Origin of the sequence: Aurantimonas sp. NFXS3 (assembly GCF_049132005.1) — a bacterium.
Lineage (GTDB): Bacteria > Pseudomonadota > Alphaproteobacteria > Rhizobiales > Rhizobiaceae > Aurantimonas > Aurantimonas coralicida.
The window spans coordinates 17,415-32,589 of sequence record NZ_JAGDDZ010000005.1 but is presented as its reverse complement, the minus strand read 5'-3'; the positions used below and the strand labels follow the sequence as shown (position 1 = coordinate 32,589).

Sequence of the window (15,175 nt, the reverse complement as noted above, 5' to 3'; positions counted from 1 at the left end):
CGCGGAACGCGTAGCGTGGACCAGTAATTGGTCGGCGCTTGGAGGGAGCGCCGGAGCGACTCCCTCCAAGAAACCAAGGTCAGCCCTTGGTGACGTAGGTCTGCTCGACGACCATCGGCTCAGCAACCGGTGCCTTGCCCTTGCCCTTGCCGATGCCCTTGCCCATGCAGCCAGCGAAGGATGCGAGGGCGACGACCGCGACCGATGCGATGACGATTTTCTTCATTTTGAACTACCTATCAATGTGACGGTTGGTGCCGCAGCTTGAATATTCCGACGCCTTTTTGCGGCCGGTGCGACAAGAACCTGTTGCGTTTGGGTGGTACGGGCAAGTGCGGAAATGCCACACATCGCAGGCAACGTGACGGAATAGAAGCGTTTGGCTCCGACGTGTGACTGCGGATTATGAAGAACCCTTCATAAGCGCCTGAAACTCCGTGTTCGTCCCTCTGCTCTCTCAATCCGAAAACGGTCCTGTTTGCAAGGGCCGCCAAGGCTCAAGATTCGTTAAATCCTGCAACAGAGTGCTGCATTTACCGCACTGCACCGCGTTGCTCTCCAAGCCGCAGGACGCGACCCCTCAGTTTGCCGCGACATTCGTCGGCGGACCCTGAATCACCGCCCGCGATTCGCGGATTGCGGCGACGTTCTGATCGATGACGGTCGGGCGTTCGGCAGCCGTGAAAGCGAAGCCATCGACCCCCGTCGTCGTGACGATTTCCTCCTGCAGGCGCTCCCGCGTGGTGCCGCAGCTGGCATAGGCGATCTCGGCGAGGGACATCTCGTCCTGCACCTCGATCGACGCCTTCACGGCCTCGTCGTAATTGCAGAAGGCGTCGGCCCGCAGCGCCTGGTCCAGCCGCTCGTCGAGCATGCCGTATTGCTGCTGGATCGCGATTTTGCGGGCGTTGTAATTGTTCAAATAGGTCTTGCGCAGCGCCAGCCGGCACTGGGCATAGACCAGTTCCCCGGGAATGATCAGCAGGCTTCGGCAATGGGCGTCGTCCTGCGGGGCCGAGAGATCGAGCGCGGCCATGTCCATGTCGTCTCCCACGCAACCGGCGAGGAGTACGGCGAGAGCCGCAACAGGAGCGAGGGCGGGAATGCGCATGACCATCTTCGTCTTTCTACGGTTCCGTAGAACCCGGCTGTCTGTCGGATCGGCACCGCGACGTTGGCGCGGCACCATATGATCGCAAGGAAATTAAGGATCTGTTGCCCACGTCTGACGATCGTCTCGCAAGACTGCACGAACCCGGTTCGCACGCTGGACCGGACGGACCGGCGCAACCTGATCGGACGCGAGACGCGCACGAAACGGGTCACGCCGCGGGCGAGAACGTCAGAGGGTTCAATTCCGGCGAAGGTGTGACGCAGGTGGGGCTTTCCGGACGCAGTACGCATGAAAGCTGCCCCTCGGGAGTATAGCGTACAGCGACCCGGTGATGGCGGCAGGCGTGATCGCCTATTCCTGCGCGGTCCCGGCCTCGATTCCGCGGCGTACCTCGTCGCGCAGTTCCTCGGTCATTTCCTTCGCCGCGCAGGTCCGCGTGGGGCTGATGACCTCCTGCTGCGCGAGGTCCTCGCGCGAGATCGGGCAGACCTTGCCGGCGAGTTCCGGCGTCACCGAGATGGTCAGTGGCAGCTCGGAGACCTTGATGCCGAGATCCGTCGCCAGCGCCGTCTTCAGATCCCAGTCGCCGAGCGACACCTCGACGAATTCCGAACCGGGTTCGCCATCGATCGCGGGCGCCTCGGTCTGCGCGGCGGCGGGATATTGCAGTGCGGTCGCCATCGCGCCTGCCAGAAGCAGGGCCAGGGGTGTCGACGCGATCCGGTGATACATTTCGTTGGCTCCAAGACTGCTGCAAGCGGTCGGCCCGCATGCCTGATTTCCCGCAAGCATAGGGTCCGACCGTGACTTTGCCATGGCGGAGGCGTCGCGCTCGGCACGGGAGTTCGCCGCAGGCGCCGCGATAGACATCGGCAATCGCCCGATTTGCCTAGGCGGTCCGACAATATTTCATGGCTGCCATGCCGTTGTGCGTTGCAGCAAAGACGCCTAGCTGTCGGGACAGGGAGGTCCAATTCTTCTTCAGAGGGACCAAAGACATGAAAACTGCAATCGCAACCGCCGCCATCGCCCTGTTCGCATTCGGCGCCGCACAGGCCGAAGAACTGAAGCCGCTGGCCGGCAAGACCATCGATCTCGGCGGCGTCAAGGGCGCGGCCTATTACACGGTCGAGGGCGAAGATTTCCGCGTCGTGACCACGCTGCAGGCCGGCGAGACGGGCAGCCCGCTGCGTTTCGTCTCGACGCTGTCGGACGGTGAGACACTGACCGTTCAGGTTCCGTCCCGCAATGGCGGCACCACCGAGGACCTGATGATCACCCGCACGGGCGACGTCCTCGACGTCTCGCCGAAGGCCGATCTGCGCGCCGCTGCCAGCCTTCGCTGACACCGCCAGACCGTACGACCAGGTTTCAGACGCAACGGCCATGCCGGAGAGATCCCGGCATGGCCGTTGCCGTTCGGGCTCACGGAATGTGGCTCCGGGTGCCGTTGCTGCGCGTGCGGACTTTCCTCGCGGCGAACGAACTGTCAGGTTCGGGTCATGGCGAATATCGATATCAAGCATGACGATGCGCTGATCATCGTCGACGTACAGAACGACTTCTGCCGGGGCGGCGCCCTGGCGGTGCTCGACGGCGACAGCGTCGTGGCGCCGATCAACGCGCTGGCGCCGCATTTTCCGGTCGTCGTCCAGACCCAGGACTGGCACACGCCGGACCACGTCTCCTTTGCGTCCAGCCATCGGCGCAACGCGTTCGAGATGATTACCTTGCCCTATGGGCCGCAGGTGCTGTGGCCCGATCACTGCGTCATGGGCATGAGCGGCGCGGACTTCCATCCGGCCCTGCATGTCCCCAACGTTCAGATGATCGTCCGCAAGGGCTTCCATCCGTCCGTCGACAGCTATTCCGCCTTCGTCGAAGCCGACCACGCCACCCAAACGGGGCTGGCCGGTTATCTGCGCGAGCGCGGCGTCGGCCGGGTCTTCGTGGCGGGCCTGGCAACGGATTTCTGCGTCGCCTGGACGGCGCTGGACGGGCGGCGGGCCGGCTTCGAGGTGGTCGTCGTGGAGGATGCCTGCCGGTCGATCGACCTCGACGGCTCGCTGGCGCGGGCCTGGCGGGACCTTAATGCCGCGGGTGTCGGGCGCTGCCAGTCCGACGAGATTCTCCCCGGTTCGCCGGCGGGCGAGGATGCCGATCGCGCTTCATCAGCCTGACTTGGCATTTGATCGCGCCGCGACTTGCGGTATCGATGGCCACCGTCATCAGCAGGAAGCGTGTTCCGTGAGCCAAACCTCGACCAACGAAGTCTTTCGCAAGATCGCCACCGCGACGATCACTACGATCCTCCTGAAGAAGGGTCTGCGCAATGTCTGGCTGCGCGGCCCGATGCCGATGGAAGACGGCATGGAGCGGATCGTCGGCCGCGCCTTCACGCTGCGCTTCGTGCCGGCGCGCGAGGATCTGGCGACACCGGAATCCTGGTCGTCGCCCAATTCCACCCGTGGTGCCATCGAGGCGATGCCGGACGGCTGCATCGCCGTCGTCGATGCCATGAGCGTCGATGACGCCGGCATCTTCGGCGACATCCTGTGTGCCCGCATGGTCAAGAAGGGCGTCGCTGCCCTCGTCACCGACGGCGTCGTGCGCGATCTCGCCGGCGTGCGCGGCACCGGTCTGCCGGTGTGGTGCGCGGGCGTTGCCGCACCCCCTTCGGTGGCCGGGCTGACCTTCGTCGGCTGGCAGGAGCCGATCGCCTGCGGCGGCGTCGCGGTGTTCCCCGACGATCTGATCGTGGCGGACGACGATGGTGCCGTGGTGATTCCCGCCGCTCTCGTCGACGAGGTGCGCGATGCCTGCGTCGAGCAGGAAGAGCTGGAAGCCTGGATCATGACCGAGGTCGATCGCGGTGTTGCACTGCCGGGCCTCTATCCGCCGAATGTGGAAACCCGCGAGCGCTACGAGAAGAGCCGCGGCCGCTAAGGCTCAGCGCGCCTCGTCAGAACGCAAAAGGGCGGCGCCGCAGCGCCGCCCTTTTTCATGTCCGATCTGTCAGGACGGCCTAGGTGTCGTCGGCCGTGCCATCGCCCTTGACCGTCTCGGCCGGGCGCCGCTCGATCTCGCCGCCCAGCCGGTCGACGCTGCCCGGGCGATCGAAGGCGTTGTCCTGCGAGGGCCGCGCCTTCGGCGCGTTCTGGCGGTAGCTGACGTCCTGGTCACGATCCTGGGCGTCGGGATTGTTCTGCTGGTTGTCGAACCTGTCCGGTACATTGCTCATATGACACTCCCGTGCGTTGCGGCGGCAGCGCCCCTATATGGGAGCCAGCCGATCCGTTCGGGGGGCAATCCGCTACGGCGGGCTTCGTTCCCGACGGACCGGAACAGACACGGAAGGATACCGACATGGACGCCAAGACCTACCCCGTCACACGCACCGATGCCGAGTGGCGCGCGATGCTGTCGCCGGAGCAGTATCAGGTGATGCGCGGCCACGGGACGGAGCGCCCGGGCAGCTGTGCCCTGCTGCACGAGAAGCGGCCGGGGACCTTCACCTGCGCCGGCTGCGGGCAGCCGCTGTTCATCGCCGGCCAGAAATTCGAGAGCGGCACCGGCTGGCCGTCCTTCGACACGCCGGTGGAAGGCGCCGTCGAGACCACCGAGGATCGCAGCCACGGCATGGTCCGCACCGAGTGCCATTGCAGCCAGTGCGGCAGCCATCTCGGGCATGTCTTCCCGGATGGCCCGCCGCCGACGGGTCTGCGCTACTGCATTAACGGCGTCGCCATGGATTTTGAGCCCGACGACGCCTGATCACGACCGCCACGCACCGGCGATCCCGGTGCGTGGCGTCACCTGTCGCCCGGTGGCGTGTCGTCATCGGCGAGAATGCGCCATGCCGCGCCGTCGAGATCCTCGTACTGGCGGGTGCGCACGGTCCACAGGAAGGCCGCGAGGCCGACCAGCCCGAGCAGCAGCGCGATCGGCACGAGGATCAGCAGGTTATTCATGCCGTTGCCTCGGCAGCCGGCTCGAAGCCCGATGACCGGGCTTCCGTGACCGGCTGCGCCGACGTCCCGGCTTTGCCGTCGAAACCGCCTCCGGACAGTCGCAGGCTGTTGGCCACCACGATGATCGAGGACGCCGACATGGCGATCGCCGCCACGAGCGGCGTGACCAGACCCGCCATGGCCAGCGGCACGGCGATGCAATTATAGGCGATCGCCAGTCCGAAATTCTGCCGCACCAGCCGCTTTGCGCGCAGCGCGATGTCATGGGCAAAGGGCACGCTGCGCAGACTGTCGCGCGTGAAGACGAAGTCGGCGGCGAGCCGCCCGGCATCGCAGGCCGAGGCCGGCGCCATGGAAACATCGGCGGCGGCAAGGCTCGGCGCGTCGTTAAGGCCGTCACCGACCATCAGGACATGGGCACCACCTGCCTGAAGCGCGCGGATCCGGTCGATCTTTGCCGCCGGCGACTGGCCGGCTGCCGCATGCCCGATCTCCAGTTCGCCCGCCACCCGGTGCACAGCCACCGCGCCGTCGCCCGACAGCAATTCGGTGTTGAGCCCAGCCGATCGCAGGGCTTCGAGAGCCTCATGCGCGCCGGTCCGCAGCGATTCCCCAAGCGTGAAATTCGCCAATGTCTGCCCCTCGATGGCGAAGCAGACACCCTCGGTGGCAGGCGCAGCCTGGCCCGCGATCTCGGCGACCCAGTCCGCGCGTCCGAGCCGGACGCGGCGACCCTGCCTGAGGGCGGCAATGCCGCATCCCGGCCATTCGCGGATGTCGTCGAGCTCCGCCACAGGACCGCTTCCCAAATAGTGCCGCAGCGCGAGTGAGGCGGGGTGGTTCGAGCGGCCGGCGAGGGCGCGCGCCACGTCGCGACCGGTTGCGGGCATGTTCGACGCCGCGACATGGGGCGTGCCCGTCGTCAGGGTTCCGGTCTTGTCGAACAGCACCGTGTCGATCTCGGCCAACCGCTCAAGCCCGGTGCCGTCCTTCATCAGGATGCCGGCCTCGAAGAGGCGCGTGGCGCCGATGACATGGACCACCGGAACGGCAAGGCCGAGCGCGCAGGGGCAGGTGACGATCAGAACCGCAATCGCCGCATAGAGCGCCTGATACCAGTCGCCGCCGGTCGCGATCAGCCACAGAAGGAACGTCGCCGCGGCGAGGAGATGGACCGCCGGCGCGTAGATCCGCGCCATCCGGTCGGCGACGCGCACATAGCGTCCGCGACCGGTCTCGGCCGCTTCCATCATGCGGACGATCTCGGCGAGGAAGGAATCGTCCGCGCTCGTCAGCGCCTCGACCTCCAGGGCGCCCGACAGGTTGAGGGTGCCGGCCTCGACGCGGGCGCCCGGCGCCACGGCGAGGGGCGCGCTTTCACCGGTGACGAGCGAGCGGTCGAGTTCGCTCCGGCCCGTGAGGACCATCGCATCGACCGGCATCCGCTCGCCGGCGGCGACGCGCAGGACCATGCCGGGCTGCACCTCGTCGAGGGGCACGTAGCGGGTTTCGCCATCGGCGAGCAGCGTCGCGCCGCGTGCGGCCAGTCGCGAGATGGCGACGACGGCGCTGCGGGCGCGCTCGCGCATGCGCTGGTCGAGATACCGGCCCACCAGCAGGAAGAAGATCAGCGTCACGGCCGCGTCGAAATAGGCTTCGGCGCCGCCGTTCAGGCTCTCGTAGAGACTCATGGCGAGGGCCAGGAGGACGGCCAGCGAGATCGGGACATCCATGTTCAGGCGCCCGACCCGCAAAGCCGAGACGGCCGAGCGGAAGAAGGGCTGGCCGGCGAAGGCCACGGTCGGCACCGCGATCAGGGCCGAGACGAGATGGAAGAGATCCCGCGTCGCGGCATCGGCCCCGGACCAGACGGAGACCGACAGAAGCATGATGTTGGCCGCCCCGAATCCGGCGATCGCCAGCGCTGTCAGCAGTCGTGTCGATTCGCGCCGGGTGCCCAAGGTTTCGAGATCGCCGAGATCGACGGGCGTGCCGGGATAACCGAGCGCGTCCAGTGCGCTGGTGATGACCGCCGGCGAGATTTTGGCGGAGCGTGTGACCACGGTCACCCGGCGCAGGGTGAGATTGACCCGAACCGAGGCGATGCCAGGCAGGGGCTTCAGGCCGGATTCGATGGCCGACAGGCAGGCGCCGCAGCGAATGCCGGGCACCGACAGGACATAGGTCACCGTGCCGTCCGGGGCCTGCCGCCCGGCATGGCGCAGTTCCTCGGTCCGTGGGTCGACGGGGCCGGCGACGTCGCCGAGGTCAGCGGGGAGCGTGAAGGCGGTGCCGCAGCAGCTCATGGTCGTGCGCTCACTTGACCACGAAGCGGATCGCGCTTTGCCAGGGCTTTTCGCCAGTCGCATCGACCCGGACTTCTGCCTCCCAGATCCCCGGCGCGAGATCGGTGGTCACGCCGTAGCCACCGGCGCGCAACGGCGCGAGGCGCAGGGTCCGGTCGTCGCGCTCGGTGGCGGGGCGCCCGATGGTGGCGGCGACCAGCGCGCCCCGCAGCGGCCGGGCCCCGGCATCGCGCAGATCGACGCGGAAGACGCCGTCGGAATAAGCCGTCGTCGCCGTCCAGCCGCGCCCGGCCTGGGCGGTGCGCTCGGCCGTCAGCTCGTTGAAATGCTGGCTGGCGATATAGCTGTTCTCGACGACGAGGCCGCTCCAGCTCGTGCTGGCGAAGATGGCCAGGGTGAGATTGACCGAGATGATGGTGCCGAAGAACAGCGCCATGACGCCGATCATGTGCAGGCCGGTGAATTTGTCAGGACGAAACACGCGACGCAGCATGGGTCAGTTCCCCGTCTCGAAGATTGCGGAATAGCTGTCGGTCTCACCCGCGACCGGATCGGTGACCACGAAGCGGAAGCTGGTCTCGCCCGCCTGCAGCGCGCTCGCCGGCTGGGCGACGAAGACCCGCAGTGCACGCAGCTGATCCGGCGCGACGGGAATGTCGAAGCTTCGCGCGGCCGGCGCATCGATGTCGGCGATGGTCATCGTCGCTTCCGGCAGCCCTTCGAGCGCCAGCCCGATCGTGCGCGGCTGCGGCAGCATGTTGAGCAGCTTCACGGTGTAGCCGTTGCGGATGGACCCGTCGGCGAGGGTGACGGCGACCGGGTTGCGGTCGTGCTGGACGTTGATCTGCAGACGGTCGCGGGCCAGCAGCGCGATGGTCAGCCCGACGCCGATCGCCGACCACATGGCCAGGTAGATCAGGGTGCGGGTGCGCAGGATGATGCGCCAGTCGAAATGCCGCAGCCCCGCGATGAAGCGGCCCGCATGGTCGCGCACGCGGGACGGGTCGATGGCGCCGGTCGCCGGGTCCGTGGCGGCGGCCATGTTGGCGTTGTAGTCGCTGAGCGTGGCGTAGGAGATCAGGCCGCGCTCGCGCCCGAGCTTGTCCATCACGCCATCGCAGGCGTCGATGCACAGGGCGCAGGTGATGCAGGCCATCTGCTGGCCGTCGCGGATGTCGATGCCCATCGGGCAGACCGCGACACAGGCGTTGCAGTCGACGCAGTCGCCGGCCGGCACGCCCGCCGCGGCAGCCTTCTTGGCGCCGCGAGTCCGCGGTTCGCCGCGCCAGTCATTGTAGGTGACGGTGAGCGAATCCTCGTCGAGCATGGCCGCCTGGATGCGCGGCCAGGGACACATGTAGATGCAGACCTGTTCGCGCATCAGCCCGCCGAAAACGTAGGTGGTGGCGGTCAGGAGAGCGACGGTGGCATAGGCGATGAACGGCGCCTCGCCGGTGACGAAGCTCGTCAGCAGGCTCGGGGCGTCGGCGAAGTAGAAGATCCAGGCGCCGCCGGTCGCCACGGCGACGACGATCCAGGTGGCGTGCTTCAGGACCCGCTTGCGCAGCTTGTCGAGGCTCCAGGGCGCCTTGTCGAGCTTGATGCGGGCATTGCGGTCGCCCTCGAAGAAGCGCTCGATGACGAGGAAGAGGTCGGTCCAGACCGTCTGCGGGCAGGTGTAACCGCACCACCCCCGGCCGACGACGGAGGTGACCAGGAACAGGCCGACGCCGGCCATGACCAGAAGCCCGGCGACGAAGAAGAATTCCTGTGGCCAGATCTCGATGAAGAAGAAATAGAAGCGGCGGTTGGCCATGTCGATCAGGACGGCCTGATCGGGCGCGTAGGGACCACGATCCCAGCGCAGCCACGGGGTCACGTAGTAGATGCCGAGGGTGATCGCCATGATCAGCCATTTCAGCTGGCGAAACTGCCCCTCGGTGCGCCTGGGGAAGATCTTCTCGCGCTTGGCGTAGAGGGGCTGGTCCTGGCGACTGGCGGCGTTGACGGCTTCGACGTCGAGGCGTTCGATGTCGGGCTGATGCAGCATGGTCTCTCTCGACGTTCGGCGGGCACCGCAGGGCGGCATCCGTGTCGATAGCCCCGCGTCGGCGGACCGGCCTTGATCTGCATCAACGCCCGGCGGTGCGTGGGTGCGTCGCGGGAGCGCACCATCGTGGACGAGGCCTTGCCGACAAGACGAAGCCCCCGGCTGGCGGGCCGGGGGCTTTGGTCGCGACCTCCCTCGCGACCGGGCGGCGGGATCCTATTCGCCGCCGCCGAGACTGTGGACGTAGACCGCGAGTTCCTTGATCGCGGTGTTGCCGAGGCGCTCGCCCCAGGCCGGCATGACGCCATGGCGCGGACGGCTTATCTGCGTCGCGATGGCGGTCGCGTCGCGGCCGTAGAGCCAGATCGCGTCGTTGAGCGCGGGCGCGCCGACCTCCTTCATGCCTTCGCCCGCCTCGCCATGGCAGAAGACGCAGTTCTGCGCGTAGATGTCGGCACCACGCGTTGCGGCGTCGGGCCGGTCGTCGCGGCCGGTCAGCGACAGGACATATTGCGAGACGTCGGCGATCTGGTCGCGATCGAGAATGCCGTCACGACCGAAGGCCGGCATGTCGGCGACCCGGGTGTCGGGGTCCGGCGCATAGCGGATGCCGTGCTGCAGGGTGACGGCGATCTCCTCCAGCGAACCGCCCCAGATCCAGGCGTCGTCGTTGAGGTTCGGATAGCCCGGGCTGCCGGCGGCGCCGGAGCCATGGCACTGGACGCAATTGACCTTGTAGGACGCTTCGCCGGCGGCGATCGCGAACGGACGAAGCTCCGGATCGGCGGCGATGGTCGCCACGTTCGAGGTGCGGATGGCGGCGATGCGGTCGGCATTCGCCATCTCCAGCGCCGACATCTCGGTGCGCAGATCCGCACGGCTCGACCAGCCGAGCAGGCCCGTCGTCGCCGAATTGACCAGCGGCCAGGCCGGATAGAGCGCCGTATAGACCGCCGCGAAGGCGATGGAGGCGTAGAAGGTCCACAGCCACCAGCGCGGCAGCGGGTTGTTGAGCTCCTTGATGCCGTCCCAGGAATGGCCGGTCGTCTCGATGCCGCTGACGTCGTCGATGTCCTTGTGATCGCTCATCGGTCAGTCCTCCTTGAAGGGGATGCTGGCGGCATCGTCGGCGGCGCGCTTGGCGCCCGGCCGGAGGACCCAGGCGAGAACGCCGAGGAAGAACAGCGTCAGGGCGAGAAGCGCCCAGCTGTCTGCGAAGGCACGCATGCTGTGGTAGTCGAAATCCATCCGGAGGCTCCTAGCGGTCGTTGCGTTCCGGCTCGTAGACGGAGAAGTCCACCAGGGTGCCGAGCATCTGCAGGTAGGCGACCAGCGCATCCATCTCGGTGAGACGCTGGTTGTTGCCGTCGAAGGTGCCGACGACCGCCTTGGGGTAGCGGGCGAGAAGGCCGGTCGTGTCGCCATTGGCGGTCGCCTGGACCATCAGGTCGGCCCTGGCGTTCTCGATCATCTCGTCGCTGTAGGGCACGCCGACGGCGCGATTGGCCCGCAGGTGACCGGCCGGATCGCGCATGTCGAGATCGGTGGTCGCCAGGAAGCCGTAGGATGGCATCACCGATTCCGGCACGACCGAGCGCGGCTCGATCATGTGCTGAACATGCCATTCGTCGCTGTAGCGACCACCGACACGGGCAAGATCGGGGCCCGTGCGCTTCGACCCCCACTGGAACGGATGGTCGAACATGGATTCCGCCGCGAGGCTGTAATGGCCGTAGCGCTCGACCTCGTCCCGGAACGGCCGGATCATCTGGCTGTGGCAGGTATAGCAGCCCTCGCGGATGTAGATGTTGCGCCCGGCGAGCTCGAGCGGCGAGTAGGGCCGCATGCCCTCCACCTTCTCGATGGTGTTCTCCAGGTAGAACAGCGGGGCGATCTCGACGATGCCGCCGACGCTGACCACCAGCAGGGACAGGACGAGAAGCAGCGTGGCGTTGCGCTCGACCCGGCCATGCTTGGCGAGAATGCCCCGGGCGACCGGGTCGGCCTTCACTTCCGGCAGGGCGCCGTCGAGGGTGGGACGTTCGGTTTCCTTGCTCATGTCTGGCCCCTTACCCTGCCATCTGGATTGCGGGCGTCTGTCCGCCCATCGGTACTTCCGACCGGATCTCGCCGCGGATGGTCTTGTAGACGTTGAAGGCCATGATCAGCGCGCCGGCGAGGTACATCAGGCCGCCGATCATGCGCAGCACGTAGTAGGGATGCATGGCCGCGACGGTTTCGGCGAAGGAGTAGACGAGGTAGCCGTCGGCTCCGTATTCGCGCCACATCAGGCCCTGCATGATGCCCGAGACCCACATCACCGCTGCGTAGACGACGATGCCGAGCGTCGCGAGCCAGAAGTGCCAGTTGACCAGGCGGAGGCTGTAGAGCCGCTCGCGGTGCCAGAGCTTGGGCACCAGATGATAGACCGCGCCGAAGGAGATCATGCCGACCCAGCCGAGCGCACCGGAATGGACGTGTCCGATGGTCCAGTCGGTGTAGTGGCTCAGCGAGTTCACCGCCTTGATCGACATCACCGGACCCTCGAAGGTCGACATGCCGTAGAAGGCGACGGAGATGACCATCATGCGCAGGATCGGATCGGTGCGCAGCTTGTCCCAGGCACCCTGCAGCGTCATCAGGCCGTTGATCATGCCGCCCCAGGAGGGCATCCACAGCATGATCGAGAAGACCATGCCGAGCGTCTGCGCCCAGTCGGGCAGGGCGGTGTAGTGGAGGTGGTGCGGCCCGGCCCAGATGTAGAGGAAGATCAGCGACCAGAAGTGGATGATCGACAGGCGGTAGGAATAGACCGGCCGGTTCGCCTGCTTCGGAATGAAGTAGTACATCATGCCGAGGAAGCCGGCGGTGAGGAAGAAGCCCACGGCGTTGTGGCCGTACCACCACTGGGTCAGCGCATCCTGCACGCCGGAGAAGGCCGAATAGCTCTTGGCGCCCATGAAGGAGACGGGCATCGAGAGATTGTTGACCACGTGCAGCATCGCGATGGTCACGATGAAGGCCAGATAGAACCAGTTGGCGACGTAGATGTGGGGTTCCTTGCGGCGGATCAGCGTGCCGAGGAACACCGCCAGATAGGCGAGCCAGACCACCGTCAGCCACAGATCGACATACCATTCCGGCTCGGCATATTCGCGGCTCTGGGTGATGCCGAGAAGGTAGCCGGTCGCCGCCAGGACGATGAAGAGCTGGTAGCCCCAGAACACGAACCAGGCGAGATTGCCGCCCCACAAGGTTGCCCGGCAGGTGCGCTGGACGACGTAGAAGGAGGTGGCGATCAGCGCATTGCCGCCGAAGGCGAAGACCACGGCGGAGGTGTGCAGCGGACGCACGCGGCCGAAATTGAACCAGGGTTCGATGTTGAGATCGGGCCAGGCAAGCTGCGCGGCGGCGAGCACGCCGACGAGAAATCCGACAATGCCCCAGGCGACTGTCGCGATGACGCCGTAGCGCACCACCTCGTCGGCATATTCGGTGCCGTTGGTCTTCAGCGGGATCTGCGCGGCGTCGGCGAATTCGATGCGCCGCAGCAGCACCACCGTCGCGCCCGCCAGGATGAAGAACAGGACATAGGCATGCGCGGCGAACTGCGCATCCCTGGCAAAGCCGGCCCCGAGCAGCGCGACCAGCGCCGCGCCGCCGATGAACATCGCCTCGGTTTGGTATTTCACGTCAGGAACCCCCTCGGTCATAGGCCCGCCGGACGCCGATTCGATCAGACGGTCGCAATCGCGGGATGGGGGTGGTGTGGCAGCGGCGACGGGCCGGCGCTTTGATGTCGATCAAGCGGGGTCGCGGGAGGCGGCGTTATGCGCTGGCGGCGGGTGTTGCGGGCGCAAGCGCGTGGGCTCGGCCGGTGCGGGGTGTGACGGATGCGGCGTGGATTGTCAGGGGGAGCAGCGGTTGCCGCGGCGCGGCGGAGCCCATGCCCGCGAGGCGGTAGGCGGCTGCCAGGATTTGGCATGGGTCCTCGGGTCGAGCCCGAGGATGACGACCTTGTTCGGGAGCTTGGCGCGTAAGACGACCTCGTTCGGGAGTATGGCGCGTCAGCGCACTGGACGGCGCGTGCTGGCCGATGCAGATCGGCAGCGATGGCGACCACGACGGTGGCGGGTGACGATGATGATAGCGAAGCCGGAAGCCGGAAGCCGGAAGCCGACGCTGAACAGAACGTGGTCAAAACGCAGAAGCAGAAGCGACCGCAGAGGCGCACGACGGCTGGCCGCCACATCCGCCGCGCGTCATCCTCGGGCTTGACCCGAGGACCCATGCCTCGACGGTGGCGGTATCAGAGGCGCTGCAGAACGGCCGTCACCGACGCGCCGTCGCCCGTCACGCCCCGCGCAGCGCCACGCCTCACTCGAACGCCTTGCCGTTCCACTTCACCGAGACCGACTGGCCGCCATGCCCGTACATGGAGATGGGCGGGCGGCGGCCCTCGCCGATCGTGACGCCGCCGCCGAGCACCTCGCCGACCTTCTTCAGGAGCCCGCCACGGCGCACATAGAAGATCACCGAGCAGACCTGCGCGCCGCAGAACATGCTGCGACCGAACCGACCGTCGCCGCAGAAGATCGCGTCATGGGACAGGATAAGGTCCGACTTGCCGTCGCCGTCGAGGTCGCGCTCGATCACGCCGACCGGATCGATCGTGCCCCGCCCGCCATCGCAGGCCTCGGCGATCTGTTCCTTCACCACCCAGGCGGCCGCCTTGGTCCGTGCCTCGACCGGCGTCCACGCCAGGGCGAGGGTAAAGATCGTCACCAAAGCCCTCTTCATCGCATGCCTACCGTTGCGTCACCCGATCAAGCTGCCGGGAGTGTCGGCGCAAGGCAAGCGCGGGCGGGTGCCTCCGGGACGGGAGAGCGAACGTCCGTCGCAGGTCATGACGCCGCAGAGGGCCGTTCTGGCTCGTCGCGCCGTGCAGGGTTGCTGCCAATCCGTTTGCGGCGGCAGGCCGGCCCCGTACGCGCGCCGTCGCGTGAAACCGGGGGAGTCCAGCCACCCGGAGCAGGAGTCTCGTCACCAAAACGAAAAAGCCCCGGAAGCAGGGCTTCCGGGGCTCTTTGTCCCGCGACACATAGTTTCCCGCAATCGTCCCACTCGGCCGGCTCGAAATCAACGACTTACGCGATCGGCGCGCCACATAGTTCGCCTCAGGTGACAATAGGATTTGTCGCAGAAGGTCGGCGCGAAGCGCCAGCAGCCGGTGAGATCCGTCTCCCAGATCCGGGAGCAGGAACGGGCCGCGCCTTTGCCAGTTGTTTCGGCAAGGCAGATCATTGGAGGGTGAAATGACAGACTTCGTTGACAACACGCTCGGAGCTATTGAGGCGGAAATGAAGGCCAAGGCTGAAGGCGGGACAGTCACCATCGATGCGGCGCACTGTTCGGGTGAAGAGATCATCGACCTCGTCAAGGGAGCCGCAAAGCTGGCATCTGAAAACGGGCAGAAGCTCAAAGGTGTCCGCCTTGCCGCGGAGTGCTTCACGCGAGCCGGCATCGAGCGAACGACTGGCAATAGCGGAGAGGTAGCAGGGGTGCCAGTGGTCCAGGTTATTGATTTCGACAAGATGGATCTGGTGTTCGAGGCCGGCGTCTAGTGCCGGCGCGCCGGCAAATCGTGCCTGCGTGAAAATCTTGGCTGCCGACGTGAAAGAAGAGCGGGCGAGCGGAATCTTGCGGCATGTGCCGCAACGCTTCCTGATACCGT

18 protein-coding genes are annotated in these 15,175 nt (G+C 66.6%); 5 read left to right on the top strand and 13 right to left on the bottom strand.

What is annotated here, in order from left to right; genetic code table 11:
* Positions 1 to 79 precede the first annotated feature (79 nt).
* From J3367_RS14550 to J3367_RS14540, 3 genes are all read right to left on the bottom strand, one after another.
* Complete coding sequence (locus J3367_RS14550) at positions 80 to 226, bottom strand: ABC transporter (protein WP_085931392.1); 147 nt, start codon at positions 224 to 226, stop codon at positions 80 to 82.
* Positions 227 to 580: 354 nt separating this feature from the next.
* The gene (locus J3367_RS14545; protein ID WP_228240968.1) at positions 581 to 1,111 is read right to left on the bottom strand and encodes a hypothetical protein; all 531 of its coding nucleotides are present in this window, start codon (positions 1,109 to 1,111) and stop codon (positions 581 to 583) included.
* Positions 1,112 to 1,465: 354 nt separating this feature from the next.
* On the bottom strand, positions 1,466 to 1,846 hold the full coding sequence (locus J3367_RS14540; RefSeq protein WP_024352293.1) for a hypothetical protein: 381 nt from the start codon (positions 1,844 to 1,846) through the stop codon (positions 1,466 to 1,468).
* Positions 1,847 to 2,112: 266 nt separating this feature from the next.
* Here J3367_RS14540 and J3367_RS14535 point away from each other — a divergent pair, with 266 nt between their 5' ends.
* The 3 genes from J3367_RS14535 (at position 2,113) to J3367_RS14525 (ending at position 4,060) form a co-directional block, all read left to right on the top strand.
* Complete coding sequence (locus tag J3367_RS14535; RefSeq protein WP_024352294.1) at positions 2,113 to 2,460, top strand: hypothetical protein; 348 nt, start codon at positions 2,113 to 2,115, stop codon at positions 2,458 to 2,460.
* A gap of 156 nt (positions 2,461 to 2,616) precedes the next feature.
* A complete protein-coding gene (gene pncA / locus J3367_RS14530; RefSeq protein ID WP_024352295.1) occupies positions 2,617 to 3,294 on the top strand; it encodes a bifunctional nicotinamidase/pyrazinamidase in 678 nt (225 codons plus the stop codon).
* A gap of 67 nt (positions 3,295 to 3,361) precedes the next feature.
* Positions 3,362 to 4,060, top strand: coding sequence for a ribonuclease activity regulator RraA (locus J3367_RS14525; protein WP_024352296.1), 699 nt, complete (start codon positions 3,362 to 3,364; stop codon positions 4,058 to 4,060).
* A 79-nt stretch (positions 4,061 to 4,139) separates the two neighbouring features.
* Here the strand turns inward: J3367_RS14525 and J3367_RS14520 are convergent, their stop codons facing one another.
* On the bottom strand, positions 4,140 to 4,355 hold the full coding sequence (locus J3367_RS14520; RefSeq protein WP_024352297.1) for a hypothetical protein: 216 nt from the start codon (positions 4,353 to 4,355) through the stop codon (positions 4,140 to 4,142).
* A 125-nt stretch (positions 4,356 to 4,480) separates the two neighbouring features.
* On the opposite strand from J3367_RS14520, the gene msrB reads away from it, so the two are divergent.
* Positions 4,481 to 4,888, top strand: coding sequence for a peptide-methionine (R)-S-oxide reductase MsrB (msrB, locus tag J3367_RS14515; RefSeq protein WP_024352298.1), 408 nt, complete (start codon positions 4,481 to 4,483; stop codon positions 4,886 to 4,888).
* A gap of 38 nt (positions 4,889 to 4,926) precedes the next feature.
* On the opposite strand, the gene ccoS is transcribed toward msrB, so the two are convergent.
* The 9 genes from ccoS to J3367_RS14470 all read right to left on the bottom strand — a co-directional run bounded on the left by ccoS (position 4,927) and on the right by J3367_RS14470 (position 14,226).
* Positions 4,927 to 5,085 carry a cbb3-type cytochrome oxidase assembly protein CcoS gene (gene ccoS / locus J3367_RS14510; RefSeq protein WP_081652019.1) on the bottom strand — a complete coding sequence of 53 codons (159 nt, stop codon included), beginning with the start codon at positions 5,083 to 5,085 and terminating at the stop codon, positions 4,927 to 4,929.
* Positions 5,082 to 7,391, bottom strand: a complete 2,310-nt coding sequence (locus tag J3367_RS14505; RefSeq protein WP_024352299.1) for a heavy metal translocating P-type ATPase — start codon at positions 7,389 to 7,391, stop codon at positions 5,082 to 5,084. Before J3367_RS14505 ends, ccoS begins: the two co-directional genes overlap by 4 nt.
* Before the next feature lie 10 nt (positions 7,392 to 7,401).
* On the bottom strand, positions 7,402 to 7,884 hold the full coding sequence (locus J3367_RS14500; protein WP_024352300.1) for a FixH family protein: 483 nt from the start codon (positions 7,882 to 7,884) through the stop codon (positions 7,402 to 7,404).
* Between the two features lie 3 nt (positions 7,885 to 7,887).
* Positions 7,888 to 9,441, bottom strand: coding sequence for a cytochrome c oxidase accessory protein CcoG (gene ccoG / locus J3367_RS14495; protein ID WP_421461463.1), 1,554 nt, complete (start codon positions 9,439 to 9,441; stop codon positions 7,888 to 7,890).
* Positions 9,442 to 9,657: 216 nt separating this feature from the next.
* Complete coding sequence (ccoP, locus tag J3367_RS14490; RefSeq protein WP_024352302.1) at positions 9,658 to 10,530, bottom strand: cytochrome-c oxidase, cbb3-type subunit III; 873 nt, start codon at positions 10,528 to 10,530, stop codon at positions 9,658 to 9,660.
* 3 nt (positions 10,531 to 10,533) lie between these two features.
* On the bottom strand, positions 10,534 to 10,689 hold the full coding sequence (locus J3367_RS14485) for a CcoQ/FixQ family Cbb3-type cytochrome c oxidase assembly chaperone (RefSeq protein ID WP_024352303.1): 156 nt from the start codon (positions 10,687 to 10,689) through the stop codon (positions 10,534 to 10,536).
* Between the two features lie 10 nt (positions 10,690 to 10,699).
* On the bottom strand, positions 10,700 to 11,500 hold the full coding sequence (ccoO, locus tag J3367_RS14480) for a cytochrome-c oxidase, cbb3-type subunit II (RefSeq protein ID WP_244495416.1): 801 nt from the start codon (positions 11,498 to 11,500) through the stop codon (positions 10,700 to 10,702).
* Between the two features lie 10 nt (positions 11,501 to 11,510).
* A complete protein-coding gene (gene ccoN, locus J3367_RS14475) occupies positions 11,511 to 13,154 on the bottom strand; it encodes a cytochrome-c oxidase, cbb3-type subunit I (RefSeq protein ID WP_373279278.1) in 1,644 nt (547 codons plus the stop codon).
* 664 nt (positions 13,155 to 13,818) lie between these two features.
* Positions 13,819 to 14,226 carry a hypothetical protein gene (locus tag J3367_RS14470; protein ID WP_155898578.1) on the bottom strand — a complete coding sequence of 136 codons (408 nt, stop codon included), beginning with the start codon at positions 14,224 to 14,226 and terminating at the stop codon, positions 13,819 to 13,821.
* Positions 14,227 to 14,756: 530 nt separating this feature from the next.
* Between J3367_RS14470 and J3367_RS14465 the strand changes: the two genes are divergently transcribed.
* Positions 14,757 to 15,065, top strand: coding sequence for a hypothetical protein (locus tag J3367_RS14465; RefSeq protein ID WP_024352307.1), 309 nt, complete (start codon positions 14,757 to 14,759; stop codon positions 15,063 to 15,065).
* Positions 15,066 to 15,175 lie beyond the last annotated feature (110 nt).